The organism is Nostoc sp., assembly GCF_036919555.1.
Taxonomy (GTDB): Bacteria; Cyanobacteriota; Cyanobacteriia; order Cyanobacteriales; family Nostocaceae; genus Nostoc.
Genome location: NZ_JBALCS010000008.1, coordinates 194,122 through 221,017, shown reverse-complemented (window position 1 = coordinate 221,017; position 26,896 = coordinate 194,122). Strand labels below are relative to the sequence as shown.

General features: G+C 40.7%; 23 protein-coding genes, 1 tRNA gene and 1 pseudogene. 14 read left to right on the top strand and 11 right to left on the bottom strand.

From position 1 onward, the window contains the following. Positions 1-64 precede the first annotated feature (64 nt). Positions 65-1,462, top strand: a complete 1,398-nt coding sequence (locus tag V7K36_RS03480) for a sensor histidine kinase (protein ID WP_335113221.1) — start codon at positions 65-67, stop codon at positions 1,460-1,462. A 182-nt stretch (positions 1,463-1,644) separates the two neighbouring features. Then, a pseudogene (locus tag V7K36_RS03475) lies at positions 1,645-2,464 on the top strand (IS4/Tn5 family transposase DNA-binding protein); the annotation flags it as partial. Between the two features lie 429 nt (positions 2,465-2,893). Here V7K36_RS03475 and glmM read toward each other — a convergent pair. Next, on the bottom strand, positions 2,894-4,366 hold the full coding sequence (gene glmM, locus V7K36_RS03470; protein ID WP_335113219.1) for a phosphoglucosamine mutase: 1,473 nt from the start codon (positions 4,364-4,366) through the stop codon (positions 2,894-2,896). Between the two features lie 570 nt (positions 4,367-4,936). Between glmM and V7K36_RS03465 the strand changes: the two genes are divergently transcribed. The 3 genes from V7K36_RS03465 to V7K36_RS03455 all read left to right on the top strand — a co-directional run bounded on the left by V7K36_RS03465 (position 4,937) and on the right by V7K36_RS03455 (position 8,026). Beyond that, on the top strand, positions 4,937-5,653 hold the full coding sequence (locus V7K36_RS03465; RefSeq protein ID WP_335113218.1) for a biliverdin-producing heme oxygenase: 717 nt from the start codon (positions 4,937-4,939) through the stop codon (positions 5,651-5,653). 658 nt (positions 5,654-6,311) lie between these two features. Next, positions 6,312-7,352: a cobalamin biosynthesis protein CobW gene (cobW, locus tag V7K36_RS03460; protein WP_335113216.1), complete on the top strand. Its 1,041-nt coding sequence runs from the start codon at positions 6,312-6,314 to the stop codon at positions 7,350-7,352. Between the two features lie 203 nt (positions 7,353-7,555). Then, a complete protein-coding gene (locus tag V7K36_RS03455) occupies positions 7,556-8,026 on the top strand; it encodes an ABA4-like family protein (RefSeq protein WP_335113214.1) in 471 nt (156 codons plus the stop codon). A gap of 262 nt (positions 8,027-8,288) precedes the next feature. On the opposite strand, the gene V7K36_RS03450 is transcribed toward V7K36_RS03455, so the two are convergent. From V7K36_RS03450 to moaC, 5 genes are all read right to left on the bottom strand, one after another. Further along, entirely contained in the window at positions 8,289-8,504 is a 216-nt protein-coding gene (locus tag V7K36_RS03450) for an acetyltransferase (RefSeq protein ID WP_335113212.1), read from the bottom strand. A gap of 280 nt (positions 8,505-8,784) precedes the next feature. Further along, positions 8,785-9,093 (bottom strand): DUF3181 family protein, encoded by a 309-nt coding sequence (locus V7K36_RS03445; RefSeq protein WP_334832227.1) that lies wholly within the window; start codon positions 9,091-9,093, stop codon positions 8,785-8,787. 119 nt (positions 9,094-9,212) lie between these two features. Further along, the gene (locus V7K36_RS03440; protein WP_335113210.1) at positions 9,213-9,470 is read right to left on the bottom strand and encodes a 2TM domain-containing protein; all 258 of its coding nucleotides are present in this window, start codon (positions 9,468-9,470) and stop codon (positions 9,213-9,215) included. 76 nt (positions 9,471-9,546) lie between these two features. Next, positions 9,547-10,635 (bottom strand): HoxN/HupN/NixA family nickel/cobalt transporter, encoded by a 1,089-nt coding sequence (locus tag V7K36_RS03435; protein ID WP_335113208.1) that lies wholly within the window; start codon positions 10,633-10,635, stop codon positions 9,547-9,549. Positions 10,636-11,088: 453 nt separating this feature from the next. Next, entirely contained in the window at positions 11,089-11,595 is a 507-nt protein-coding gene (gene moaC, locus V7K36_RS03430; RefSeq protein ID WP_335113250.1) for a cyclic pyranopterin monophosphate synthase MoaC, read from the bottom strand. 37 nt (positions 11,596-11,632) lie between these two features. Between moaC and V7K36_RS03425 the strand changes: the two genes are divergently transcribed. Then, positions 11,633-11,706: transfer RNA gene (locus V7K36_RS03425), tRNA-Arg, on the top strand. A 38-nt stretch (positions 11,707-11,744) separates the two neighbouring features. Here the strand turns inward: V7K36_RS03425 and V7K36_RS03420 are convergent. From V7K36_RS03420 to V7K36_RS03410, 3 genes are all read right to left on the bottom strand, one after another. Continuing rightward, positions 11,745-12,998 carry an MFS transporter gene (locus V7K36_RS03420; RefSeq protein ID WP_335113206.1) on the bottom strand — a complete coding sequence of 418 codons (1,254 nt, stop codon included), beginning with the start codon at positions 12,996-12,998 and terminating at the stop codon, positions 11,745-11,747. Between the two features lie 163 nt (positions 12,999-13,161). After that, positions 13,162-14,175 (bottom strand): glycosyltransferase family 2 protein, encoded by a 1,014-nt coding sequence (locus V7K36_RS03415; protein WP_334832235.1) that lies wholly within the window; start codon positions 14,173-14,175, stop codon positions 13,162-13,164. Further along, positions 14,172-14,894, bottom strand: a complete 723-nt coding sequence (locus V7K36_RS03410) for a C40 family peptidase (protein ID WP_335113204.1) — start codon at positions 14,892-14,894, stop codon at positions 14,172-14,174. The genes V7K36_RS03415 and V7K36_RS03410 overlap by 4 nt, the downstream gene beginning before the upstream one ends. 9 nt (positions 14,895-14,903) lie before the next feature. Between V7K36_RS03410 and V7K36_RS03405 the strand changes: the two genes are divergently transcribed. The 5 genes from V7K36_RS03405 (at position 14,904) to V7K36_RS03385 (ending at position 18,572) form a co-directional block, all read left to right on the top strand. Continuing rightward, positions 14,904-15,836 (top strand): serine hydrolase, encoded by a 933-nt coding sequence (locus V7K36_RS03405; RefSeq protein ID WP_335113202.1) that lies wholly within the window; start codon positions 14,904-14,906, stop codon positions 15,834-15,836. Positions 15,837-16,478: 642 nt separating this feature from the next. Beyond that, positions 16,479-16,787, top strand: a complete 309-nt coding sequence (locus tag V7K36_RS03400) for a toxin HicA (protein WP_335113200.1) — start codon at positions 16,479-16,481, stop codon at positions 16,785-16,787. Then, complete coding sequence (locus V7K36_RS03395) at positions 16,780-17,106, top strand: type II toxin-antitoxin system HicB family antitoxin (RefSeq protein ID WP_335113198.1); 327 nt, start codon at positions 16,780-16,782, stop codon at positions 17,104-17,106. The genes V7K36_RS03400 and V7K36_RS03395 overlap by 8 nt, the downstream gene beginning before the upstream one ends. Positions 17,107-17,257: 151 nt before the next feature. Next, on the top strand, positions 17,258-18,094 hold the full coding sequence (locus tag V7K36_RS03390) for a hypothetical protein (RefSeq protein ID WP_335113196.1): 837 nt from the start codon (positions 17,258-17,260) through the stop codon (positions 18,092-18,094). Then, positions 18,075-18,572: a type II toxin-antitoxin system VapC family toxin gene (locus V7K36_RS03385; protein WP_335113194.1), complete on the top strand. Its 498-nt coding sequence runs from the start codon at positions 18,075-18,077 to the stop codon at positions 18,570-18,572. Before V7K36_RS03390 ends, V7K36_RS03385 begins: the two co-directional genes overlap by 20 nt. Positions 18,573-18,881: 309 nt before the next feature. On the opposite strand, the gene V7K36_RS03380 is transcribed toward V7K36_RS03385, so the two are convergent. Further along, positions 18,882-19,022 carry a hypothetical protein gene (locus V7K36_RS03380; protein WP_335113192.1) on the bottom strand — a complete coding sequence of 47 codons (141 nt, stop codon included), beginning with the start codon at positions 19,020-19,022 and terminating at the stop codon, positions 18,882-18,884. A 120-nt stretch (positions 19,023-19,142) separates the two neighbouring features. Between V7K36_RS03380 and V7K36_RS03375 the strand changes: the two genes are divergently transcribed. Continuing rightward, positions 19,143-19,922 carry an MBL fold metallo-hydrolase gene (locus V7K36_RS03375; protein WP_335113190.1) on the top strand — a complete coding sequence of 260 codons (780 nt, stop codon included), beginning with the start codon at positions 19,143-19,145 and terminating at the stop codon, positions 19,920-19,922. A gap of 197 nt (positions 19,923-20,119) precedes the next feature. Here the strand turns inward: V7K36_RS03375 and V7K36_RS03370 are convergent, their stop codons facing one another. Continuing rightward, the gene (locus V7K36_RS03370; protein ID WP_334832248.1) at positions 20,120-21,130 is read right to left on the bottom strand and encodes a mechanosensitive ion channel family protein; all 1,011 of its coding nucleotides are present in this window, start codon (positions 21,128-21,130) and stop codon (positions 20,120-20,122) included. A 104-nt stretch (positions 21,131-21,234) separates the two neighbouring features. Between V7K36_RS03370 and V7K36_RS03365 the strand changes: the two genes are divergently transcribed. Both V7K36_RS03365 and V7K36_RS03360 read left to right on the top strand, forming a co-directional pair. After that, the gene (locus tag V7K36_RS03365; protein WP_335113188.1) at positions 21,235-22,152 is read left to right on the top strand and encodes a histone deacetylase family protein; all 918 of its coding nucleotides are present in this window, start codon (positions 21,235-21,237) and stop codon (positions 22,150-22,152) included. A gap of 171 nt (positions 22,153-22,323) precedes the next feature. After that, positions 22,324-26,808 carry a translation initiation factor IF-2 N-terminal domain-containing protein gene (locus V7K36_RS03360; RefSeq protein ID WP_335113186.1) on the top strand — a complete coding sequence of 1,495 codons (4,485 nt, stop codon included), beginning with the start codon at positions 22,324-22,326 and terminating at the stop codon, positions 26,806-26,808. Positions 26,809-26,896 lie beyond the last annotated feature (88 nt).

The window sequence follows — 26,896 nt, the reverse complement described above, 5'->3', positions numbered from 1 at the left end:
GGTGAGGTAAGCCAGGAACATAAATTGGATGTTATTTAATTCTTATTCTTAAGGAGGTTAATTGATGTTGTGTATTGAGGAATTGATTAACTTAGACCCCTTTCAACAGCTTCCGAAAGAGCAATTGGAGTGGGTTTGCGATCGCGCTCAAACAGTTGAACTCCGTGCCGGAGAAGTGTTGGCGCATGAGGGAGATCCTGGACACGGCTTATTTATCCTAGTTAAAGGTAAAATTTATCTTACCCGCCGCAGTCAAGGAGTTGAAATTCCCATCGGGCAACATGAAGCCCCATCCTTTTTTGGTGAAATTCCAGTCCTCACAGATGAACCTGTACCTGTGACAATGCGGGCATTGACAGATTGCAACCTCTATGAAGTTAAGGCAGAAGACTTCCGTAAACTGCTGCATGAATGTCGTGATTTTGAGCGGATGGTCTTCCGCATTATGGAACGTCATCTTCGGGGGCTAGAGTCTTTTATTCGTGGACGGGAAAAGATGGCAGCTTTAGGGACACTTGCCGCCGGTCTGGCTCATGAACTCAACAACCCAGCCTCAGCCCTCGTTCGGACTTTAGAGGAAATGCCAGCTGCCATCCTGGAGCTACAACGAATGAACTTAGTTTATGGGCAACGCAATGTTGACCAAGCCCATACTGAAAACTGGTTGAGAGTGCGTGATCAGGGCTATGATGCAATTTTGAATAATCGCCTAGATCCAGTGACACTAAGCGATCGCGAAACCGTGTTGCTGGAATGGTTAGAAGATTATGGTGTAAAACAGGCATGGAAATTAGCAGAACCTTTAGCGGAAGGTGGTATTGAGGTCGAAACCCTAGATCAGATGATGGAACGTTGGCGCAACGACGACACTGAATTGCGAGAAATGGGATTGCATTGGCTATCGCTTTCCTTTGAAGTCATGTCGATGATTAAACATGGTTTGCGAGGAGCCGAGAGGATTTCCGAACTTGTGCAAGCGATGAAGTCTTATACTTACCTCGATCAAGGCGTTCAGCAAGAAATGAATCTGCATCAAGGTTTAGAAGATACATTGCGATTGTTTGCTCATAAACTTAAGTGCGGTGTCCAAGTTCAACGCAATTACGATCAACATCTTCCGAAAATTCTTGCTTATGGCAGCGAACTGAATCAGGTGTGGACAAACTTAATTGACAACGCCATTGATGCAATGGATAGTAAAGGACTGCTGGAAATTACAACACAACATTGCGATCGCTTTGCCCATATTCACATCATCGATTCTGGCAGTGGAATTCCACCTGAAATTCAAACGCGCATTTTTGAACCTTTCTTCACCACCAAAGCAGTAGGGCGTGGTTCAGGACTTGGTTTGGAAACCGTTCGCCGGATTGTAGAAAATCGCCATCACGGTACCGTCTCATTTGAGTCGCAGCCCGGTAGAACTTTTTTCACCATTTGCTTGCCCTTATCAAATCAATAGACCTCTTGCATAAATCAAAAATAAGAACCCCACCCCGCCAAAGCTACGCTTTGTCTCCCCTCCCGAAGAGCGGCTATCCATTACCCGGATCTTTCTTAATAAAAATACAAGTTACTTAAAACAAGCCAAAAGGATTGATGAGTATAGTTTTGGAATGAGAAAGAAATCGGAGGTAGTGGATTATGTTCAAGTGGGCAGAAGAAGAATTGAAACAAGCAGATTTAGGAGACACAAGGCGGAGCAAACGTCTAGTACGCATAGTAGAAGATTTGGCAACACAGCCAGCAAGTAGTGTACCTCAAGCCTGTGGAAATATCGCAGCAACAAAAGCAGCATACAATTTTTGGAATTCACCTTACTTTGAAGCAGACGATATACGCAACGCCCAGAGCAAAAGTACAATCTCAAGAATAAAAGAACATAATGTTGTACTGATAATTCAGGACACTACAAATATAGATTTAACTAGCCATCCATCTACAAGTGGAATTGGTTATCTAGATCACAGAAAAAGTCTCGGATTAAAAGTACATTCCACATTTGCAGCAAGCAGTAGTGGAGTGCCATTAGGAATTATGAATCAGCAAGTTTGGGCACGAGATATAGAAAATTTAGGGATTGCCAAAAAACGCCGTCAACGTGAAACACAAGATAAAGAAAGTCAACGTTGGTTAGATGCATTAAATTGAAATGGTACACCTACCATTGGTTGATAGAACGCTATCACTATGTATTAAAAAGCGGTTGCAAAATGAAGAATTACAACTCGAAACTGCAAAGCGAATCAATATGGCATTAGCAACATATTCAATTGTGGCATGGCGTTTATTGTGGTTAACTTACGAAGCAAGACATAATCCTGATATCAGTTGCGATACTGTTTTAGAAACAGTTGAATGGCAGTCTCTATGTGCCACTATTAACAAAAACCCAATTCCACCTTCAAAGCCACCTTCAAAGCGGGAAGCCGTACGAATGATTGCAACTCTGGGTGGTTTCATACAAGCAGAGAAAAAATCAAACTGAATTTCAAAGCCTCTCTCCGCTTCGGGGAGAGGAATGGAAGTGGGGTAAAAAGCCATGTCACAAAACAAGAATCAAGACTTATGTATTTTTCTTTCTTCGGATGAAACCACCCTGCTCCCCGCTCTTCGGGAGGGGAGCGTTTGCTTTACTCAAATGCGGGGTGGGGTTCTTAATTTTTGATTTATGCAAGAAGTCTATTTAATAATTTGCGATTAAAAATGCTAAATCTGAATCTTTTTGAATTATCAAAAAGATTCTCTCCTGTTTGCAAAATATAAATTAGCCAGATATGATCTAAGAATACAAATAGAAATGTCACAGCTTCTACAGATCACCAAGGCTGGTTAATTTGCAGAAGCTATGAGGAAAAATTGGTGCTTGTTAAAAGCTGAGATAATAGCTAATTTAGTCCATCAGATGTTGCTGGACTTGGAAAACTAATTCATTTGTCCAGTGGTTGGCGAGTTCGGCATTGGCAGCTTCCACCATAACCCTGATCACTGGTTCTGTACCAGAGGCGCGAACCAAAATTCTGCCGGAATCACCCATTGCAACTTCAGCAAGAGCGATCGCTTGCTGTAGAGGTTGGCAATCTTGCCATCCTAAACGGCGATCGCGATCGATGACTCGCACGTTCCGCAACAATTGCGGATAAGTCTGGAAGCTTTGATCTACTAATTCTGCTAGGGAAACACCCGCCTCTTTCACCAAAGCTGCTACATATAATGCTGTTAACAAGCCATCTCCAGTCATAGCATAATGACGGCAAAGAATATGACCTGATTGTTCACCGCCTAGCATTGCCCCAGTCCGCAACATTTCGGCTTGCACGTATTGGTCGCCGACTGCGGTGCGAATTAAGTTACCACCCTGTTGCTGCCAAGCTTTCTCAAAGCCTAAGTTGGCCATGACAGTAGATACAATCAGGTTGTCTGGCAGTTGTTGCTTTTGTTGTAAGTGGCGTCCCCAGAGATAGAGAATGTAATCGCCGTTAACTTGCCTTCCGGTATTGTCTACTCCTAAGACGCGATCGGCGTCGCCATCAAAGGCAAAGCCAATGTCGGCGTTGTGTTCTTGTACTGTTGCTGCAAGAATATCTAGGTGTGTGGAACCGCAATTAACATTAATGCGATCGCCATCTGGTTCGTTATGCAAGCAGATTACCTCTGCCCCCATTTCTGTAAATACTGATGGTGCTAACCCGACTGCTGCTCCCCACGCCAAGTCTAAAACAATCTTCATTCCCTGAAGATTTAGGGCACTGTTCAAGGGTTTTTTTAACGCCGAGCTATAATCTCCCACTAACTCCAAACGTGAGTAATGCCGTCCGCAATTACTGACTCTAGTAATAGGTGATATCTTGCCACGCAGTCCGGCTTCTATTTCTGCCTGCAATATTTGCGGTAACTTCCCACCATCGGCATCAAAAATCTTAATACCATTATCCTCTGGGGGATTATGGCTGGCGGAAATCATCACTCCGCCGATGGCTTCACTGATGCTGGTGAGATAGGCAATGCCAGGAGTGGGACATAATCCTAAATACCAGACCTCTAACCCTGCTGCTATTAACCCTGCACTCAATGCCATTGCCAACATATCGCTGGAGTTTCTAGAGTCCTGTCCGAGAATGACTGGACCTACTTGAGTAGCATGGTTACGTAAAGTAATACCCGTCCAAAAACCAACTTGTAATGCTAGGGGCGCACTTAGTAATTCTCCCACTCGTCCGCGAATCCCATCTGTGCCAAACAAGGGATTTGCTGGTAGTGGGATTAAATTCAGTGCAAAACTGCTTTCAATCCCTTTGCCCAATCCCTCAACTTCGGAAGCAGAACCCCCAGGAATGCCCGATGTCCGAGTTATAGATGAAACCATATTTTTAAACACTCCACACAATCACACTGAAAAATAGCAGTTAAGACTTTATTCAGCAATTTTGACATGCTTTTTCTCTTTAGAAATTCATTCTAGATCAGACTAGCTTTACGTAATAATACTTAATTGCTAGCTTTTTGATTGTAAATCTTCCATGAAATCAGTATTGGTTTTTACACGATCAGTAAAGTCTCCACATTTTAGCTAATTATTCTTTTAATACCCTCAACTTTAGTCTTAATTTTTATCTGTATTAGTTCACACTTTGCAATGCTACTAACAAAGAATAAAATGTAATAAATATTACCCTGGTTTGATCACAAGTGTTTTTCAAGAAAGCTGAGAATGAAAGCAAAATTCAGCTAATAACAACAAAAAATCGAAACACCAAAATGTAAAGTTCTATTTCTTAGCCTTTTGGCTGTGTAAAAAACTACAAAATTATTGCAGCTTAAAAAATTTTAATATAAATTCTCATCAAATAGTTTTAAGGTAACGTTTTAATGGCTTTTTTAGCCGTTAGTGAATCAAAACTTCGGTAGTTGACTTTTTAAAGTTGAGAAATTTAGCATGAGCAGCAATTTAGCAACCAAATTACGTGTAGGCACTAAAAAAGCCCACACAATGGCAGAGAATGTAGGTTTTGTCAAATGCTTTTTAAGAGGAGTAGTCGAAAAAAACTCTTACCGCAAATTAGTTGCTAACTTCTACTTCGTCTACTCGGCGATGGAAGAGGAAATGGAAAAGCATCGCCAGCACCCAATAGTTTCTAAAATTAACTTTCCCCAGTTAAACCGCAAGTATACCCTAGAACAAGACTTGGGTTATTACTTTGGTGTCAACTGGAGAGAGCAAATCAAACTATCTCCCGCAGGTGAAGCTTATGTAAAGCGCATCCGAGAAATATCTGAAACAGAACCAGAACTGTTAATCGCCCATTCTTACACCCGTTACCTGGGTGACTTATCCGGGGGACAAATTCTCAAAAATATTGCTGTTACAGCAATGAATTTGTCTGATGGGCAAGGAACAGCCTTTTATGAGTTTCCAGAGATTCCTGATGAGAAGGCATTCAAAGCGAAATATCGTCAAACTTTGGATGAATTACCCCTTGACGATGCTACAACCGATCGCATAGTTGATGAAGCTAACGCCGCCTTTGGCACGAACATGAAGATGTTCCAAGAATTAGAAGGCAATTTAATCAAGGCGATCGGTGTAATGCTTTACAACAGCCTCACACGGCGTCGTACACGCGGTAGTACTGAACTCGCCACTGCTGAGTAAGTAAAGAGTGCGGAGTGTGGAGTGTGGAGTTAAAAGTCTAGATAGCCTTGTGAAGGGTAATTTATAGGTATCTCTGGAGAAAGAGCGATGTCTAGATTGGGCTACGCCGACGCCAAAAACGCTTAAAATAAAACATTTAGGGGCAATAGCCTTGTGACTGCTTTTGATTCGTGAAAGCAAGCATGGGGAAATTGCCCCTCAATTATGTTTAATAAATACTAAACTCAGATATTGATTGCACCAGTTTCAAAACCCGCCATAGGTTTCTAACCTATGGCTAATAGCGAAAGTCCTCTCAAGAGGACTCAACTCTTTCATGGCATGGATTTAAGCTATTACATCAAGTTCGGATAATTAGTTATGATTCCCACAGTCATTGCACCCCACCCCCAGCCCCTAAGAGCCGGCTCTTAACTCGGTGTCCCCTCTGGGGATTAGGGGCAGGGAGACAAAGTGTAGCTTTGGCGGGGTGGGGTTCTTGGGGTTTTATAAGTAATCAAGCGGACATGATATTAGCCAAAGAATAAATTCTCTGGGAGAAGATTGGGCAGGTGCTTTCAGCTTAAAATAACTAAGTCAATCTTCAAACCAAGCTTAATCTCAGTATTTAAGTTTGTAACCAGTGAAACTTCCCATACTGAGGAAATCAGGCAAAAATATGGCTACAAAAATTCCTGTCACAGTGATCACAGGCTTCTTAGGTAGTGGAAAAACTAGCCTAATTCGCCACCTGCTACAAAACAACCAAGGACGCCGCATTGCCGTTTTAGTCAATGAATTTGGCGAACTCGGTATTGATGGGGAATTGTTAAAATCCTGTCAAGTTTGCCCAGAAAATGGTGAGGGCGACACTAATATCTTTGAATTAACTAACGGCTGCTTATGCTGCACTGTGCAAGAAGAGTTTTACCCGACGATGCAAGAGTTAATCAAGCGGCGAGATAGCATCGACTGCATTTTGATTGAAACCTCTGGTTTAGCCTTACCAAAACCGTTAATAAAGGCTTTTCGCTGGCAGGAAATTCGGAATGCGGCCACTGTGGATGCAGTGATTACTGTGGTAGATTGTGCGGCGGTAGCGGCGGGGACATTTGCTAGTGATCCAGAAGCGATCGCAGCCCAACGACAAGCAGATGATAGTCTAGAACACGAAACACCTTTACAAGAACTGTTTGAAGATCAACTTGCTTGTGCAGACTTGGTGGTGTTGAATAAAATTGACTTGGTAGATGCCGAGACAAAAGCCAGAGTTGAGGAATTAATTAAACAAGAGTTGCCCAGAGTGGTGAAGATTGTCGAGAGCGGTCATTCTCAACTCGATGCCTCTATATTATTAGGATTCCAAGCCGCAGTCGAAGATAACTTAGATTCTCGTCCTAGTCATCACAATACTGAAGAAGACCACAATCACGACGAAGAAATTACCTCAGCTAATTTAATTTTAGATCGTGCCTTTGATCCAGAAAAGCTGCAACAGAAGTTGCAAACATTGGCACAACAACAAGAAATTTACCGGATTAAAGGCTTTGTGGCAGTGCCAAATAAATCGATGCGCTTAGTGATGCAGGCCGTAGGAACCCGATTTGATAAATTTTACGATCGCCCCTGGAAACCAGAAGAGGCCAGACAAACTCGCTTAGTTTTCATCGGTCGTGATTTGAAGTCTTCAGAAATCGAATCACAACTTGTAGCTTTATAAGTTAGAAGTTAGGAGTTAGCGACGCGATTAATCGCGTCTGTACAGGAGTTAGGAATAACTACTTAATTGGAAAACTAAAAAACAATGCTAATAACTTAAAATTCCTAATTTCTTACTCTTCATTCCTAACTTCTCCGTTTTAATTCATAACTTATCACTCCTCATTCTTAACTATAACTTTTCACTCTTCACTTTCCAAAAATATGACAATTTCTCAACTATTTAACGTTGCCAATCTTTTCGTTTTGCCCTTTTGGACATTGATGATTTTATTGCCCAATTGGAAAGTCACACGGCAGATAATGTCATCATATCTACCTTTTGTGCTGTTAGCTGGGGCGTATTTATATTTGTTTATCAACAGCATTACGCCAGAAAATGCCAAAGCTTTATCGAATCCCCAATTAGCTGATATCGCGCGATTTTTTGGAGATGAAACAGCTGCTGCAACCGGTTGGATTCATTTCTTAGTGATGGATTTATTCGTCGGTCGCTGGATTTATTGGGAAGGACAGAAAACGGGTATTTGGACAATTCACTCTCTGGCTTTATCTTTGTTTGCTGGGCCTTTGGGATTACTGTCTCACATCTTGACTGACTGGATTGCTAAGACATTTTTTCCGAAGTTTCAGCAGAAGGAAACGGCGACAGTAGCAGAAAAAGCTGCGTCATGATCTGGTATATATAGGACTCGTATTTGATTTTTGAAAAAACTCAGTGTCAACTTAAGCTCCAGCGAATAGAATAGAGCCTCCGGCACGCTGACCCGAACGCGGCTACACAAACGAAGTCCGCCTGCGCGGACTAAGGGAAACAAGGGGATTTTGCGCCTTGTCTGAAACCCACGGAGGTGGGTTTTGTTTGTGTAGACGCGGTTTCTAACCGCCCTTTTAACGTTAAGTTGACACTATTACGAATTACCTGATTTTAAAATTATTAACCGTTGTCGTGTCTATAGTCGGCATCTAACCAACAACGTGGTAGAACTTCACCTGAAGGAAAAACGAGATTTTCTTTTTTAAAAGTCTCAGGTTGCTGTTCTTCTTGACCTTCTTGGTCTTTTGCGTGAACAACATCACTATTCGGATCAAGTAATTCCTGAATCTCAACAACCTTTACCAATTCTCCACTATCTTTGACTTGTAAAAGCATAGAAATTGCCTCAATAAGTTTGCATGAAAGTCAAGAGTGAGTCTCAATATCAACTCACTCCCATCTCAACCGATTTAGAACGTCGAGATTCCTTAATTGTTAAAGGAAATTTTTACCAGATATGGACACAGAAATTACCCAAGATTTGTCTATGTGTATCTGTGGTTTTTATTTTTATAAAATTGACACACCAAACAAATTCCCAATTCAGCATCTGAAATTTAATCAGGGAATGCTGACCGAGAAAACTGTCTAATTCAAATAATCTTGATTTTAGCAATTAGATTTCGCGTAGATATTTTTCTAAAATATCTACTAAAGTCACCTGACATTGCTGTGGCAGTAAATCGATTAAAGGAAGTTCACTTCTACCGCCGCCAATTTTTATTGGAATTGATCCCAAGACTTCTAAAACTCGGTCTTCATTTACAGTGTTGGAAGTAATTAAGGGATACAGTTGCTCGGCAACAAGGGTATGCAGCTTGGCATTAGATAAATAAAGATGCCATTTGGCAACGTCTATGTAGACGTTTTCGCCAATTTCAGCTGCTAGGGCTTCCAGTAGTTCTGTGGTGTTAGTCTTAGCCATAAAAATAACCCTACATTAAGAAAGAGTGCGAAATCTCAGGCTTTGATACATTATCGCTCAATTAACAGGCTGATTCTACTACCACAGGTTACAATCGCCCCAGCATCAGTAGTCCGTCTTCAGGTGGATTTAGGTGGAGTTTCGGTGTAATTAGCGATCGCAGTAATATATATCAGATGCACCAACAATATTCCTGTCCAACTTAAAGTGACCCAAGGCAGCCACTCCCAAGTAGTGCCTTTCAAGATGTGGAAAAACCACAAGCCAGAATTAATACTAGCAGCGATCGCCACATGGATGGCAAAATTCATCCGGTCATCGATCTTGCGGTAATCAGGGTCTTTGCGATCGGGTTCGCGAGGCCAACGAGGAGGCATAAATATTTGTTACAGATTTAAATACACCCTACTCATTCTAAGGTTTTTGGGGCATTCATGTCACGCATAGGCTCAATCAATGCCTATTCCTCCCGTGTTTAGGAGTTGTAGCACTAGTGACTTCCAACTCATCATACTTATTGACTTTGTAGATGATGGTCGAAAGTAACCAACTGAATATAAAGATGGCAATGATTAAGTAACCAATTGTGCCAAAGTTATCACCTAGTTGACTAATGAAATCCCAAAACGGACTTTTCAGTTGTAACTGATCACCAATAATGTTCAGAGCCTCAATTCCGCCAATGACCACAGCAACTAATACAGAAACAAGGGTGATGGTCATGTTGTAGTAAAGCTTGCGGATTGGTTTGACGTAAGCCCAGCCATAAGCACCAAGCATTAAAATGCCGTCAGTGGTGTCAATTAGGGACATACCTGCGGTGAACAAAGCTGGAAACAATAGGATCGACCAGATAGGCAGACCTTTAGCTGCTTGATTGGCAGAAATCCCCAGCAGTGCTACCTCTGTCGCCGTGTCGAAGCCTAAACCAAAGAGGAAACCCAAAGGAAACATTTTCCAGCTACTATCTATCAACCGAAACAAAGGACGGAAGATGCGACCGAGTAGCCCACGTTGGTTCAAAAATTCATCTAAAGATTGCTCGTCGTAGATTCCTCCCCGCTTGACGCTTTGGAAGGTCTTATAAACATCCCACAGCACCACCATATTGATTGCTGCAATTGCTAGTAGGAAAAGTGCAGAAACGGTACTGCTAATTAGCCCCCCAACCTTTTCAAAACTGGGAAAGTTGTTATGGATGGTTGTAGTGGTTAACGCGATCGCCACAGAGGCGGCAATTACTACGGTGGAATGACCTAGAGAGAAGAAGAACCCAACAGCAACAGGTCGTTTGTTCTCCTGCATCAATTTACGGGTAACATTGTCAATCGCGGCGATGTGATCGGCATCTACAGCATGACGTAGACCAAAGCTATAAGCTAATACGGCAGTGCCAAGCAGAAGGGGGTAGCGATGGAATGCAATTAGGGCTACTACCCAGATCAAAATATTCACGCTAATCAGGAACGCATAAATGTTGATAACTTTACGTCTAACGTTTCTGGAACTATCGTTGAAAACACGCGAAAATCTGGATAGCATTTATCACTCCTCATAAAGGCATATTTCGACAAGGTGAAAAACGAATCAAACTCTGTATGAGCCGTAGCAATATACTGAGCCAGCTATTTCGGTTTAATTCATGAAAATTACTTATATTGACATTCACGTAAGGTTTAGTAAAACCTATCTAAATGACAAAGGTATTGCAAAACTATGTCAAAAGTGTGGCTAGTCGGTCATACTTCATAACGGTGAGCAGCATTGGCAGGCTGAAATCTTTATAAATAGGACTTGTCAGCCCAGTAAGAAAATCCCATTCTTACTTCTTTAGGACTTACGCACAACAGATCCCCTAACCCCCTTAAAAAGGGGGCTTTCAGGGTTCCCCACTCAAAAAGGGGGTTAGGGGGAATCTAGGTTTCAGGTTTTCAGTTGATGAGGAGTTTGAAAGCCCAACCGATCTCAACAAAGCTATAGGTGAGATAATCTAGGTTATTGCTCTGGCAAGGAGTAATCTCGTGATTTCCCGCCACTCTTACTGATTAAACGAATCGATTCAATTTGAATCGACTTTTCTAAGGCTTTTGCCATATCATATAAAGTCAGGGCAGCCACAGAAACGGCAGTTAAGGCTTCCATCTCTACACCAGTTTCAGCTTTGGTTTTGACTATGGCTTGAATTTGATAACCAGGTAGTTGCGGGTCGGATATGATCTCGACTGCGATTTTTTGCAAAGGCAAGGGATGACACAGAGGAATTAAAGTGGCTGTTTGCTTGGCTGCCATAATCCCAGCCAATCTTGCAGTTGCTAACACATCTCCTTTTGGCAGATTTCCGGCTTGAATGGCAGCGAAGGTGGCTGGTAGCATCCGCACTTTGGCCTCGGCTACTGCTTGGCGGATAGTGGGTGCTTTCTCAGACACATCTACCATCTGTGCCTGTCCTTGGTGATCTAGATGGGTTAAGTTGGCAAAATTAGATGGAAAATTATCTTGCATCATTTAGTTAGAACGTGTTAATATTGATTGTCGGTGAGGGCGTGTAGCTCAGTGGACTAGAGCACGTGGCTACGGACCACGGTGTCGGGGGTTCAAATCCCTCCTCGCCCGTTTTTAAAAGTTAAGAGTTGAAAGTTAGGAGTGAGGAATTAAATTTCCTCACTCCTAATTTTTAAATTGTTCAAGGCGTAGGCATCTGGAGCTAGACCTAGTGCAAAGCGCAGGGAGTTAGATAGGTCTTTGCTTGATTGCGTGAGGAAGATGACAAGTGCTAGAGAAGTGATCACAGCACCGTAACCAAACATATTGCGGTAGCCTACAAGTTCTGCTATTGTACCCAGAATAGGAGCTGCGATCGCAATCCCCAGGTCAAGTCCAGCTATGCATATAGCAAAAATCTGCCCCCGTTCTTGCGGCAGTGAGCGGTCTGCCATCATAGTGATGATCATCGAGATTAGTGTACCACCACCAGCACCTTCAGCGATCCCAGCTAGTAAGAACACGATCGCGCTGTCAGCCTGCCACAGCAGTATTAACGCTAAAACGTAGCAGAAAATACCAAAGGTGATAAATAAACCACGACCGAAGCGATCATTTGCCTTACCAGCAAACACTCTGATACTAAAACTCGAAATTGCCCCAGCTGTAAAAAACAATCCGCCATTGAAGTCCACCTCAGTGGATTTGAGGAACAATGACACAAAGGTATGTACAGCACCGACAGATAAACCAACCAGCAACATAACTATAGTTGGAACTCTCACCCGTGGACTGCCCAAAATTTGCCAAAAGTTGCGATCGTTTCCCTCAGTTTGCTCCTGTGTCTGCACTGGTGGATTAGTGACTTGGACGATCCCCAAGAGAGCGACAAAACCCAATTCGGCGGATAACAAAAATAATATCCCGTAACCACTTGTAGCTTCTAAATACCCTCCCAAGGCAGGGCCAATTGCTAAACCAAGGGGAGTTGCTAGCGTCATGTAACCAATGATTTCGCCACGAGTTTCATCGGGAGCTAAATCTGCGATTAAGGCACTGTAACCAGTGGTAAAAGCGGCAACACTAATACCGTGAAAAATCCGCACCAGGATCAATAGCCCAAGAGATCGAGTTGCCAAATAACCAAAGGGTGCGATCGCAGCTACTATCGTACCAATCAACAAGACAATTTTTCGACCACGTTCATCGGCTAACCGTCCCAGCATCGGGCGAGATAGCAATAAGCCAATGGCGAAACTGCCCATCACAATCCCAATTTCTTGCTTACTTGCGCCCACATCATCGATGTAAAGCGGTAGGGTTGGTAAGAGCGAAGCCATGCTCGACCAGAATAATAAACCTGCTGTAAATAAAACAAGCAGGTTGCGCCGTAGTTCGGCGTTAAAGGTATTAAATGCTTTCAAGGTAGATGCAATTTAATGAGTTTTTGTCAATAGTTAGGAGTTAGGAGTTAGGAGTTAGAAGTTGGGAGTTAGGAGTTAGGAGTAAACCAATATTTACTCTTGACTGTTTACAAATGCCCAATGCCCAATGCCCAATGCCCCATGCCCCATGCCCATTGTTACGTTACTTAACATTTTTTGCTACTACCTCCCGCACGCGATAGATAGGCCGTCCTTGGGATTCATGGTATGTACGCATGAGCAATTCTGCCAAAAGACCGAAGCAAAATAACTGTACTCCAGTGACTAGCAGGAGAACTGCTAAAATCAGCAAAGGGCGATTGCCAATCATCTCACCAAAAGCCAATTTGACGAAAGTCAAGTAAATTCCGATCGCTGTCCCTGAAACCATTGAAATCAAGCCCAACAGCCCAAAAACGTGCATCGGGCGGGTGAGGAATTTTTTCATAAACAGAATGGTTAACAAATCCATCAATACCCGGAATGTCCGCCAAATCCCATATTTACTGTTACCAAAGCGACGGGCGTGATGACGCACGGGCATTTCGGTAATTCTAGCTCCTTCGATGTACGCCAGGGCAGGTAAAAATCGGTGTAGTTCTCCGTAGAGGTTCATATCGGCCAACAGTTCTGCACGATAGGCTTTCAGTGAACAGCCATAGTCATGAATATTCACGCTAGTGGTACGGCGAATTAGCCAATTGGCAATTTTAGAAGGGAGTAACCGATTGAGGGCACCATCTTGGCGTTTTTGCCGCCAACCACTCACCAAATCGTAACCCTCGTCCAGCTTTGCTAATAATATGGGGATATCAGCCGGATCATTCTGAAGATCAGCATCTAAAGTAACGATCGCTTTACCGACTGCATAATAAAATCCAGCAGCCATCGCCGCAGTTTGTCCGTAGTTGCGACGCAAAATCACCGCCTTTAAATCAGTGCGGATTTGCGCCTCTTTTTTGAGAAATTCCCCGGAACCATCTGTAGATCCATCATCCACACAAATGATTTCATAATTTATTTGACTAGAGGATAAAATAGATGCGATCGCTTCTAGTAAAAGCGGCAAACTTTCCACCTCGTTATGTATCGGCACCACTACCGAAACATCTGGGACAATTACGGAAATCACCCCATTTTCCTCACTAGTCCTTTCGGAAACTAACCCACTCCTCATATACCTGTGCGTCCTGTGCGTCTCTGTGGTTCGTAACTCTGAAAAACTCTACCAGCACCTCGCAGCTGCTGATAATACGACTGACTAACTGTATCTCCCTGTTCCGAGAGAATATCAATCCCAATACCATTCCGTCCCTGCTCTTTCCCAGAACTATGGATATAATAACCATCGGCCAAATAAAGTCCGACATGAGTTGCTTTTTGGCTAGTTCCAAAAAATATTAGATCCCCGGCGACTAATTCTGCAATAGTAATTGGTTGAGTGAATCCTTCCTGTTGATAGGCATCTCTAGGTAGCCAAATACCCAGCGAAGCAAACGCTGCCTGCATCAACCCAGAACAGTCATAATTTGGCCCAACTGTACCGCCCCAAAGGTAATAATTTGATTGTTGCATCGCTTTTTGGGTAAAGGCAATAACCTCTGCTAGGAGTTTTTTAATCTCAGATTCAGAAAATGTTGCAGCCTGATAAGGTACAGTAGCAAATTGTAATGAATCAAAATCTGAAAGGGATACCCATCCCGGATAGTCATCTTCACACAAATACACCTCAACCACGGAAATTTGATGATTTGATGTTACCCATAAATGTCGCCCAGATGCGGCTTGAGTTGCTAAACGTGTACATTCAGGAGAATCATATAAATTCAGGTCAGCTAAACATTGATACTCCCCTGATTGGTAATTTGGAATTTGGGATTTTAGATTAAAGGACATTATTAGAGAATGGTTTTTTTTAATAAAGACGAACAACTCGAAAATCTTGGTAATGGCATTTTAGATGCAACTTGGGCAGAATTTCCGACCTTAGCCCGGAATCAAATCGCCCTGACTTGGGTTGTTTACGATCCACCAGTGCTAGTAAATACTGGTGGTGCGCTGACTCCCAACGCTTTTTGGGATCACCCAGTTCGTGGTTTCACTTATCGCGGTGTGGAGCGGATTTATCCCGCCAGTGTAGTCAAATTATTCTACTTGGTGGCGGTAAACGAATGGCTAGAAAAAGCCATGAGTCAAACTTCCAAGGAGTTGGAGCGAGCCTTGCGAGATATGATTGTAGATTCTGGTAATGATGCTACCAGCTTGGTTGTGGATATTCTGAGTGGTACTACTTCAGGGCCAGAATTACCAATCGGGCCTTTTGAAACCTGGAAATATCAGCGTAATATTATTAACCGTTATTACCAATCTTTGGGTTGGGAAGAAATGCAGACGATTAACGTCTGTCAAAAAACTTGGAGTGATGGTCCCTATGGACGAGAACGGGCGTTTGTGGGAGAGTTACTGGAAAATCGTAATATGGTGACAACAAATGCGATCGCTCGGTTATTGCATAGTATTGTAGGTGGAGTGGCGGTTTCAAGTGGGCGCTCGCAAGCAATGATGGCTTTGCTCAAACGCAATCTCCACGATTTGCCCACTGACAGAGATGAAGATCAGGTAACAGGCTTTTTAGGGGGTGGAATCCCTAAAAATGCTCAAATTTGGTCAAAAGCAGGTTGGACAAGTCAAGTTCACCATGATGCCGCGTATATTGAGTTACCAGATAAGCGCCCCTACCTCCTAGTGGTATTTACTGAAGGCAAAGCCCAGGCTAAGAGTCGGGCTATTTTGCCCTTTGTTTCTGGGCGAGTTGCTGATGCGATCGCTAGTCTATGATCTACTGCGATGCGATCGCAAAAATACTTATTTCTTTCTTTGCGTCCTTCTCTGCCAGACGCTGCGCGTAGCTTGCTTCGACCTAGGAGTATGCGGTTCATTAAACAAGTAACTTTTACGGAGTTCAACCACTCATTAATGACTCCCGGTTCGCCCATTTTAAATTGAGTTAGAAAAAAGCTGAACGATTTAATAGGGATTCCAACCTGTGATACTAACTATACTCTCGTCCCGACTTTGCGCGATGCCCCAAGGGGGCTGCCAAGGGCATCGCACAAAAATAGAGCTTTTAGAGCCGGGTGGTAGTTCAAGGTAAATTTAGGGAAATCGCTAAAACCATTACTAAACCTATATTTTCTGTTTTTCGGCAATTTCTCGAACTCCAAAAAAAATCAGCGAACCGGGAGTAATGAAGTACAAGAAAGCAAAATCTCTCTTTTTCATCAGAGAGTATTTTGCAATTAATAGGCTGAAACCTATATATAGTAAAGATTTTCCAACCATTGACACTAAAATAGTCATCATGCTTGACATAGTATCAATATTGATACTATTATTAATTTAACGCTAAAACCAAGTTGTTTTTAATCTGTCATTTCGTAGACACGTTCTACTCATTGACTACAACTTGGTATAAGACGTATGTCACAAATAGAAAAACTCCTTGCTAAATTAAAGAAAAATCCTAAGAATGTAAACTTTACCGATTTAATGAAGGTTTGCAATCACTACTTTGGAGAACCCAGACAACAAGGAACTAGCCATTGTGTCTATAAAATGCCCTGGTCTGGAGATCCGCGTATAAACATTCAAGAAAAGAATGGAAAAGCTAAGGATTCTCAAGTTAAGCAGGTTATAGAGGCAATTGAAAAATTAGAAGCAATTGAAAAATTAGAAGCGATTGAAAAATTAGAAGCGATTGAAAAATTTGAGGAAACGAAAGATGGTTAACTACGACCACTACACCTATAAAGTTACTTGGTCAAGGGAAGATGAGGAATTTGTAGGATTGTGCGTTGAATTTCCTAGTCTATCTTTTCTCGATAAAAATCGTAATACAGCACTCGAAGGTATTACAGACTTGGTAAAAGATGTAGTAGCTGATATGGGAGCGAATGATGAAACTATTCCAGAACCCATTTCAGAAAAAAATTATAGTGGTAAATTTGTAGTTCGTATACCTCCAGAACATCATCGTAGACTAGCTATAGAAGCAGCAGACCAAAACATTAGCTTAAATCGCTATGTAAGCCTTAAACTTGCGTGTTAAAGTTTTCGCTTTATCTATCCCAACGCTCTACAGCCCGTCATATCCAATCAATCGACCTCAATATCCAAATGTAAATAGTATTTAGTATAATATAAGGGACTTATACTTTTAGCAGTTGTGTCAAAAACAAAATTGTTTTGGAGAGGAAAAGATGATTACATCTTTATCGACAGAAGATAATATTCAGATTACAAATTCGCTTCAGGAATTTAGTTTCATTTTAAATAATACAATAGAAGAAATAAGTATAAATTTAAATAAGTTATTAAAATATGATAACACCGACATTATCATACATGAAATAACTGAATCTACAAAAGTTATCAGTGAATTCACCTTAAAATTTCAAGAATTAGAAAACCCATTACATAAAATAAACTTAATACGGGATTTCCGTACTAATCTTCAAAAAATTATCATAAAGCGTCAAGAATATACAACACATGAAGCCATAGGGGAACTTCTTCATGAAAGTCTCGTCAATCTTGTAACTTTAGAAACCAGTCTTGTACCTTTAGAAAACGATCTCACAACTTTAGTAAAAAAGTTAAAAGAGGCAGAAGACTTACAAATTACAATAACATATTTAGAAGCTTTTAATAAACCAGCTGATGACAAACTCAATTGGCTGGAAAACTTATATTATTCGATGTGTTATGTATTGGAAATACTAGAGGATGAAAATGCTTCTTTAATCCCAAAAAATGCACTCAAAAACATTGAGACTACTTCTGAAGCTCTATCTTCCAATAAAGGTTGGAGAGATTATATAAAAATACCCAAAATTGATGAGAAAGAACAAAAAATCAAAAATTATATCAATAGTATTAGACACGTCGCAAAAGCAATTTTATGGGAATTAAAAAAGCTAAAAGAAGATCAGCCTAATGTACAATCGCTGTTAAAGTTTATTCAATCTTCCCCTGAATGGAAAGGAGATGATTTTGAAGAATGTTTAGATTTTATCAATGAAGAAAGAAGAAAGTGAGGAGTCAGTGTATTTATTAGATACAAATCATTGTAGTTTTATAATTATTCAAAAAGACACGAACGTAATAAATAAATTAGAATCGCTACCGAAAGATACCATACTAGCTATTAACAGTATTATATATGGTGAGTTAATTTTAATGGCTGAAAAATCAGATAAAAAAAAAGAAAATACAGACTTAATAGAGTCCTTTGCTAAAAATTTAGTTATACATCCAATAGATCAAGATACATCTAAAATTTATGGTCAGTTTCATGCTGAAATTTTTGATAAATTTGCACCGAAAGACAAGAAGGATAGAAGAAAATTAAAAATAAAAGATATAGGAATATATACTAACGATTTATGGATAGCCTGTACAGCCATTCAGTACAATCTAACTATAGTATCTGAGGATAGTGATTTTAAACAAATCAGTACCGTAAGAAGTCTGAATTTAGAATGTTGGAAATCCAAAGCGGGTTCAATTGTTTAATATAATATAGGACTTACGCATTGACAGGAAAAACTAAATATGTAGTATGGATTTCAGCCATTAAACCTAGATTTTTCGACGCTTTTTAGGCGATCGTTATTTATCAAAGGATGATATTTAAAAGCCTGAAATGACGTATTCTCGTTGATGCACAAGATAATAAATTTGTACAGTGCGTAAGTCCTATAATATTTATTATTTCCTTGTTTTTAATAAAATACTCACATTAATTTGATTTAAATGAACAAAGTTGACGAGGCATTAGAGGTTGATTTTTAGGACAAGCAAAACAAGCAAAGACTAAAGATGCTACAAATCGCCCCAATCAAAATTCAGCAAGCGTCGAGCATTCAGCCTAGTATATTTTTCAGTGTGTTTGATATCGCGGTGTCCGAGAAAGTTTTGGATTTCCCTGGTGTTGTAGAGCGAACCAGCAGTAATGAGGCTCAAATACTCATTAATGGTATAAGATAAGAAGCATTTTTTATGCAACCTGTTGCAAAGCTGTGGCTACTCTAGCTGTATACGTTTGATAGATAATAAAGGTAGGCGTTATCTTCACATAAGTTTATGTTCTTAACTTGGTTAGACAGCAATAGTTGGTTACTGGAAATCGGCGAGAAACGAATATTAATTGACCCTTGGCTGGTTGGTTCGTTAATTTTCAGGAATTTGGATTGGTTCTTTAAAGGTTCGCGATCGCAAAATCGTCCAATCCCAGATAATATTGATTTGATCCTGCTGTCTCAGGGTTTAGAAGACCATGCTCACCCACCAACGCTCAAGCTACTCGATCACAGCATTAAGGTTGTAGCTTCTCCCAATGCTGCCAAGGTAGTACAGCAGTTAGGTTACACCCAGGTAACTACTCTCGCTCATGGGGAAACTTTCACTTTAAATAATCAAGTTCAAATCAAAGCTTTTCCAGGCTCTCCAATTGGCCCCACTGTGGTAGAAAACAGTTATCTCCTCAAAGACTTGGAGAGTGGTTTAACTGTATACTACGAGCCTCATGGGTATCATTCCCCACAACTTAAGCAAGCTGCACCAGTTGATGTGGTGATTACACCGTTTGTTGACTTAACGCTACCTTTGCTTGGGCCTTTTATTAAAGGAGGAAATAGCGCCTTAGAAGTAGTAAGGTGGTTAAAACCTCAAGTCATACTACCCACAGCTGCCGGAGGAGATGTGATGTTTGAAGGATTGATCACGAAACTCCTTCAGACTAAAGGAAGTGCTGAAGAATTTCGTTCGCTAGTAGAGAAAAACAATCTTTCGACGCAGGTACTTGAGCCGAAACCAGGCGATCGCTTTGAACTACCATTGGTAAAACGAGCATTAGCAATCTAAGCTAGCCCTAGCGATTAAAAATCGCGGCTATACAAAGGTTCGCGCAGCGTCTCGCAGAGAAGTCCACCTCTGTGGACTAAGAGAAAATCAAAGGTTTTTAACCCAGATCGGTGGGTTTTGGCTGTGTAGCCAAGCCAGTGCGGTCTTGGGGGTTTCCCCCATGAGCAACTGGCGCGCGATTTCCAGTCGCCGGGGCTTTATGAATTATCTTGCATATACACTTCTCTAATCGGAAAAGGAATTTGAATTCCTGCTTGCTGATAGCGTTTGTGTAATTTTTTGACAAATAGATGTTTACCAATACGCTGATCAAAGTATTCATTGACGCGCATATAAAGCGTAAAATCTATACTAAAATCATTAAAAGTATGAAATCTGATATATGGTTCATTTTCTTTTAATTCCGGTGCAATTTCTTGCATGACTTCTTTGGCAACTTCTACAGTCACTTTTTCAACTTCTTCCAAATCGCTATCATAACTTACACCCACATCGATTGTTAAAGTAATTTCCTTTGCAGGTAAATGATAGTTGGTGAAAATCGCCGCAGACAACTTAGCATTGGGAACAATGACTACATTATTTGAAATTTCTTTAATTGTCGTATTGCGCCAAGTAATATCTATGACATATCCCTCATGCCCAGCATCTAATTTCACATAATCTCCGGTTCTAACTTGCTTAGAAATAATTAAGTAAAAACCAGAAAACAAATTTGCAAGTGTGTCTTGAAGTGCCAAACCAACTGCTAAACCACCAATCCCTAAAGTTGTGATTATCGGCGTAATTTCAATACCCACCGTTTGCAAGATAATTAATGTTCCCAAAACTAAAACAGTAATCTTAGCAAGGTTAGAAATTAGTGATGTGGGAACCCCTTCTGCTCTGCGAATAAATAAATTAACAAAACCAGCAGTCAATTTGGCTAAGACTAGCGTTACTGAATACAGCAATGCCATCGTCAGAATTTTTTGCAGTACGATCGCAATATCTGGCTTGAGGGGAGAACTCAGAATTGCCCAAAAAAAACCGGCAATGACAAACCAAATAAATGTCATACGATGCAGGGAATAAAATATAATATCACCCCCGGCAATTCGTTTATTCTTAACGAATATTTCCAGTTTTTTGAAGATAACTTTTTCACCAATTATTCCAGCCAGTAAGCCAGCTAGAATAAACGCAATCGGCGGAATCCATTCCATCATATAAATTTGGAATTTTAGATTTAGGAGAGCAGCATTTTTGCTGTGATTATGGCTAAATTTTACCTTGTTAGTTGTCGGATTAGCTGCTTGAGATTTTCTGGATTATGGACTTGCCAATTATTTACCACCCAGATTACATTGCCCCCCTACCTGAAGGACATCGCTTCCCGATGTCTAAGTTCCAACAACTCTACGAATTGCTGTTAGCTGATAGTGTAGCTAATCAAGAACAATTTCACACTCCCGAACGTCCGCAACCAGAGTTGATAGAGTTAGTCCATACCCCAAACTATGTTAAAGCTTATTGCGAAGGAACCCTAGACCCCAAAGCACAGCGTCGCATTGGTTTGCCTTGGAGTCCAGCATTAGCGAATCGTACTTGTGTAGCGGTAGGTGGTACAATACTTACTGCTAAACTGGCACTAAGTCAGGGTTTAGCTTGTAATACAGCTGGTGGAACTCATCATGCGTTTCCTAGTTATGGGTCTGGTTTTTGTATTTTCAACGATTTAGCGATCGCCTGTCGCGTTTTACAAAAACTTGGACTTGTCCAAAAAATCCTAATTGTGGATTTGGATGTTCATCAAGGAGACGGCACCGCTTTTATCTTCCAAGACGACGACAGCGTTTTTACTTTCTCCATGCACTGCGAAGTCAATTTCCCCGGTACTAAACAAAACAGCGATTTGGATGTTCCTTTGCCGGTGGGAATGGAAGATGACGCTTATTTACAAACGTTGGCGAATTACTTAGCAGATTTATTGTCTAAAGTCAAGCCGGATATAGTATTTTATGATGCAGGTGTTGATCCTCATATAGGCGATCGCTTGGGCAAATTAGCTTTAACCGATGCTGGCATTTTTCGCCGGGAAATGCAGGTTTTGAGTACTTGTATGAGTAGTGGTTATCCTGTCGCTTGCGTCATTGGTGGCGGTTATGCTGATGATATGAAATCTCTAGTTTGGCGTCATTCCCTGCTGCATCGCGCCGCTAGTGAAGTTTATCAGCAGTATAAACTATAGTCATTTAGTGGGCAATACTACCCAAAATCGTAAAGTTTTTAAACGAAAAGGTATGCAGAGTGTTGCCAAATTTAATTCGTAGCGAATCGCACTAAAATAATATTTTGCGCTCCTCTGCGCCCCTCTGCGTTTAAATTTAAACCCTCATTGTCCACGAATTTACGAAACTGGATGAATAACGGCAAACTCAGAATCTACGAACTCGCAAAAGAATTAAATTTGGATAGTAAAAAGCTATTAGCAATTTGCGAAAAGCTCAACATTGCAGTTAAAAGCCATAACAGTACAATCCCAGAATCAGAAGCAGAACGCATTCGTCTAGCCGCAAATAAACTAACAGTAAAATCCTCAAAAATTAAAACAAACTCTGAAGATTGGGGCTATATGTTTATAGCTTCAGCAATTGATAGTTTTATCCGCCATCTTGAAGGTAAAACTGCCCTGGAAGCATATCCCGAATTTAGGGAGCGGCGCGATCGCGCCAATGAGTTAATGTTGGAATGTGTCGGGAAAAAGCCTTCTCTATTTTATGTGCGTCGCAAAGGTGCAGGGAAAGAAGCAAGAGAAGAAATTTGGGATTTGACAATCGCAACAGACAGCGATGATTTTCAGTTACCCGCAAGACTTGAGCAGCTCAGAAAAACATTAGGATTTAGAGCGGCTGTACAAAAAGATGGACGCGGCGGTTTAAAAATATTATCGGCTCAGTTGTTACAACCATCACGGGGACACGCCGATAGTTATGCTGTGCCTTGTCGCTTACGTTTGCTGTCCAATCATCAGCATCATCTCGACATTCCGCCAGCAACATTGAAACGCATCGCCGCCGCGCCAATCTGTGGCGATCATGTGCCTACAGAAGATCAGCTGAAAGCTTGGAAAGCGTTTTTACAAATTGAAGAGAAAATCGCTAAAGCGCGTCAATTTTGCGTGCGTTATGTAAGTCATAACTATAACTTTAAAAGACGAATCAGTTTTGAAATTGATGTAGCCTCAGCCACCCTTGACGGCTTTTATCAAAATTCCCTCGACGTAGAAAACTTTTGGGAACGAGCAAGACGGACAAAAAACGAAGATTTGAAACTTTTTGAAACTGCTCCCGTCGGAAAAAATTGGATTAGCGGTCGTCAATTAGGGACTGTTGAAGATGTTGACCCCAACCGTTGTATTATCAGTCTCAGACTAGAACGCGACTTAGCTGAATACATGGCAGCAGAGCGTTATCAATTACCAGCTACCGGATTTTTATGTTTCGAGGCAGTTGGTGATATTCAGCAGATTCAGCGCAAGAAAAAAGCTTTAGATGATTTGAATAATGGTTACACTCAAAATCCCTACTTGGGTAACTTTTTATTCGATGCTTCTCAGGCTAGACAAATCAAAACCACTGTTGAACTTCAACCAGAAGATTTATTATTATCTTCTGCTAATCCTGGTCAGAAAGCAGCAGTAGAAAAGGTACTTGCCGCTAAGGATCTTGTTCTGATCCAAGGGCCACCCGGTACTGGTAAAACTACCGTAATTGCCGAGATTTGCTATCAAATTGCGCTTCGTGGTGGACGAACTCTAATTGCATCTCAAGCCAATTTAGCAGTAGATAACGCCCTGAGTCGATTAGTTCACAACCCAGTTATTCGCGCTGTACGCAAGGGTAGAGCCGAGAAAGTTGGCGAGGAAGGACAGCCATTTTTAGAAGACCAAGTGATTGGCAGATGGCTAGAAAATACAGCAAATGACTGCGAAACGAATCTTACTAAACGGCTCGAAAATATCCAAATTTTCAGTCAATTAGTGGCATCCTCGCAAAGATTCACAGCCTACTTTCAAGCCGAGCAAGAATTCAATGAGCAACAAAATAAATTCCATCAAAACAAGGTAAAAATAGAGTCAAACTTTAAAAATAAAGAAAAGTCTTATAACGAAACCGTAGGAAAACAGAATGAGATTCAATCTCTAATTGCCGGTCTAGAAAACATCCTAAATACCGCACGAAATCTCAACTGGGAAGCTCCAGAAGTTACAGATTTTTTGCCACTTCTTAAGCCCTACACAGAAGGTAACAGTTTAATAGAAGAATTTTTAGGAAACGTTCGTAAAGCTATCAAATATACTGATGAACTTGGCTTTGTCCGTCCGGGGATTGGTGCTTTTGGTTTAGCGGTTTGGTTGCGTGAAACTGTAGCAATAGAAATTTCTGAATTTAAAACTGCTTTTACTTATGCTCAAGATGCAACCGAAGCCATGTCAGAAGTTGCAGCGCGGGTACAGGTTGTTAAACAGAATTTCGCCTCGTTAAATCAGCTACAACCAGATTATCAGCAATATCTAACCAAGCTACAAAACCTACAGCAAACAATCCAGATTTGGCAGAATCGCAAACGGGAAATTGATTATATTATCTCAGCAGTTAAGGAATGGAAATCTACAGCATTTTCCCATCTGTATCAAACCTTGAAAGAATGTCATCAATCAGGTTTACCACTAACAGAGAATTTAGTAGACTTACCACTAGGTTTGTTGATGTTTGCTAACACATTAAAATTACCAATAGTACCAAAGATATACAAAATTAACCTACCAGAATGGGAAGTCTTAACAAAGGCGATCGCTTATGAGATAGATGGAGGTTTTAGTGATAGGCGAGGTAAACAGCATAATTTTAGCTACTTTTTACAACAAAATTTTAGTCAGATTCCAATGGTGCTATCAAAGAGCGATCGCGATCGCACCCAATGGCATGAAACTTATCAACAGTTTAACAATTATCAACTACTTACCGTAAAACAACGAAAATTACTGGTTGAGAATACCCAGGTTTTTTTAATTAGAATGCAAAAAACCTATGGTGCATCATGGGAATGGAATAACATTGATTCTACTCTCACCCAGCTTACACACGAATTGCTCGATACTATCCTTATAAATGCGCGTCAATGTGTTTTAAAAGTAAAAACAGAAACTGAACAACAGCTTCAGTATCTGCAACGACAATTAAATGAACTTCAGACAAATGAAATCAGCCAACAGGAAATATCCATTACTCAAGCTGAGGTAGAAAAAGCACAGGAGAACGCTAATTTGCAACTTGGACGAGTTATTAATATCTTGCAAGAACTTAACCAACAGCCAAATATACCTGCTCAATTACGCATTCTAACTGAACAATATCTCGCAACACAATCAAATATTTGGGAGCAGCCCCAAGAATTCTCAAAGCAAGTGAATGATTGGGGAACTTGCATCAGTCAACTTGAAATATTAATTTTATCATTAGAACCTTTTGCTATGCTGGAGATAATTAAAAATTCTCTACATGAGCATTTGTCAAAGCTACAAGAAGAAACTGAAACTTCTCTACAGGAGCTTCATAAATTACAAATTAATCTCCGCGAAGTAGAAGAAAAATCACAACCACAGCCATCACAAAATTTAATAATAGAAAGAAGCTGGTGGTTGACAGAATGGCAAAGAATACCGGATAAATTTAAACCAGAAAAATTTGCTGCTGACTTATTTAATATAGAGTTATTGCGCGGTCTTAATATTCAGTTTGAATTTTGGCAAGAGCAACTCGAAAAAGAAGAAAATTATCTCAACAAATATCAGAATTTTGTACAAGATTGGATAAGAAAATTAAGACAGCCAACTGAAGGCGATAGCGACGATTTAAGGCGTATATATTTAGATAATGCCAACGTCGTCGGTATCACCTGTGTTCAAGCTGCAAACAGAGGTTTTTCTGAAGAATTTAAATCCTTTGATGTCGTCATTATTGATGAGGTTAGTAAGTGTACTCCACCAGAGTTACTAATCCCCGCCTTGAAAGGTAAAAAGTTAGTCATGGTAGGCGATCATCGGCAATTACCACCCATGCTTGATACTAGCACTTTAGAAGAAGTTGCTCAAACAATTGGTAATACACGAGAAGAACTACAATTCCTAGAAGAATCACTGTTTAAAAGTCAGTTTGAATCTGCTGATGAAAGCATCAAACAAATGCTAACTACACAATATCGGATGCACCCATTTATTATGGGAGCAATCAACCAATTTTACGACGGTAAACTAGAATCTGGTATTTTAGAGCCGGATACAAAACGCGCACATCATTTAGCAGGCAAAATCATCCAAGAATCTCAGCATCTTATCTGGGTAAAAACGCCTATCGAGAATCAGTTTTTAGAGCAACGAAACGGAACTTCTTACTTTAATACTCCAGAAATTGATGCGATTGAACGTTTATGTCAGCAGTTTGAAACTACTTGGGCTTCTAAAGTTGCTAATGGTGAACCAAAAAAAGAAATTGCTGTAATTACGTTTTATGGCGCTCAATTAAGAAAAATCGATGAACGTCTGCAATCTGAACTTTTCCCTTCGCTAGAAATTCGTACTGGTACAGTAGACAGATTTCAAGGGATGGAACGGCCTGTTGTAATCGTTAGTATGGTTCGCAACAATAGTAAAGGAGATGTGGGATTTGCTAAGAAGCCAGAACGGGTAAATGTTGCATTTTCTCGCGCTCAAGAACTGCTGATAATTGTGGGTTGTCATAATTTATTTACCCATCAATCAGGTAAGGTCGGAAGTATGTATTCAGAAGTTTCAAATATTGTCAGTCTTCATGGAGGTTTCGTTGATGTTTCTCTAATTATTTGAAAAGTGGTTATGTTGTTAATTAAAGACTTAGGTGAGAAACAGCAAATATAAAAAGGTGAGAAAAAATAATTTTTAAGCTCCTAGAAAG

What these genes read in the sequence shown, in the direction of transcription:
- V7K36_RS03480 (WP_335113221.1), top strand. Translation starts at nt 65, where the DNA reads ATGTTGTGTATTGAGGAATTGATTAACTTAGACCCCTTTCAACAGCTT.
- glmM (WP_335113219.1), bottom strand. Translation starts at nt 4,366, where the DNA reads ATGGTTTCATCTATAACTCGGACATCGGGCATTCCTGGGGGTTCTGCT.
- V7K36_RS03465 (WP_335113218.1), top strand. Translation starts at nt 4,937, where the DNA reads ATGAGCAGCAATTTAGCAACCAAATTACGTGTAGGCACTAAAAAAGCC.
- cobW (WP_335113216.1), top strand. Translation starts at nt 6,312, where the DNA reads ATGGCTACAAAAATTCCTGTCACAGTGATCACAGGCTTCTTAGGTAGT.
- V7K36_RS03455 (WP_335113214.1), top strand. Translation starts at nt 7,556, where the DNA reads ATGACAATTTCTCAACTATTTAACGTTGCCAATCTTTTCGTTTTGCCC.
- V7K36_RS03450 (WP_335113212.1), bottom strand. Translation starts at nt 8,504, where the DNA reads ATGCTTTTACAAGTCAAAGATAGTGGAGAATTGGTAAAGGTTGTTGAG.
- V7K36_RS03445 (WP_334832227.1), bottom strand. Translation starts at nt 9,093, where the DNA reads ATGGCTAAGACTAACACCACAGAACTACTGGAAGCCCTAGCAGCTGAA.
- V7K36_RS03440 (WP_335113210.1), bottom strand. Translation starts at nt 9,470, where the DNA reads ATGCCTCCTCGTTGGCCTCGCGAACCCGATCGCAAAGACCCTGATTAC.
- V7K36_RS03435 (WP_335113208.1), bottom strand. Translation starts at nt 10,635, where the DNA reads ATGCTATCCAGATTTTCGCGTGTTTTCAACGATAGTTCCAGAAACGTT.
- moaC (WP_335113250.1), bottom strand. Translation starts at nt 11,595, where the DNA reads ATGCAAGATAATTTTCCATCTAATTTTGCCAACTTAACCCATCTAGAT.
- V7K36_RS03415 (WP_334832235.1), bottom strand. Translation starts at nt 14,175, where the DNA reads ATGAGGAGTGGGTTAGTTTCCGAAAGGACTAGTGAGGAAAATGGGGTG.
- V7K36_RS03410 (WP_335113204.1), bottom strand. Translation starts at nt 14,894, where the DNA reads ATGTCCTTTAATCTAAAATCCCAAATTCCAAATTACCAATCAGGGGAG.
- V7K36_RS03405 (WP_335113202.1), top strand. Translation starts at nt 14,904, where the DNA reads ATGGTTTTTTTTAATAAAGACGAACAACTCGAAAATCTTGGTAATGGC.
- V7K36_RS03400 (WP_335113200.1), top strand. Translation starts at nt 16,479, where the DNA reads ATGTCACAAATAGAAAAACTCCTTGCTAAATTAAAGAAAAATCCTAAG.
- V7K36_RS03395 (WP_335113198.1), top strand. Translation starts at nt 16,780, where the DNA reads ATGGTTAACTACGACCACTACACCTATAAAGTTACTTGGTCAAGGGAA.
- V7K36_RS03390 (WP_335113196.1), top strand. Translation starts at nt 17,258, where the DNA reads ATGATTACATCTTTATCGACAGAAGATAATATTCAGATTACAAATTCG.
- V7K36_RS03385 (WP_335113194.1), top strand. Translation starts at nt 18,075, where the DNA reads ATGAAGAAAGAAGAAAGTGAGGAGTCAGTGTATTTATTAGATACAAAT.
- V7K36_RS03375 (WP_335113190.1), top strand. Translation starts at nt 19,143, where the DNA reads ATGTTCTTAACTTGGTTAGACAGCAATAGTTGGTTACTGGAAATCGGC.
- V7K36_RS03370 (WP_334832248.1), bottom strand. Translation starts at nt 21,130, where the DNA reads ATGATGGAATGGATTCCGCCGATTGCGTTTATTCTAGCTGGCTTACTG.
- V7K36_RS03365 (WP_335113188.1), top strand. Translation starts at nt 21,235, where the DNA reads ATGGACTTGCCAATTATTTACCACCCAGATTACATTGCCCCCCTACCT.
- V7K36_RS03360 (WP_335113186.1), top strand. Translation starts at nt 22,324, where the DNA reads ATGAATAACGGCAAACTCAGAATCTACGAACTCGCAAAAGAATTAAAT.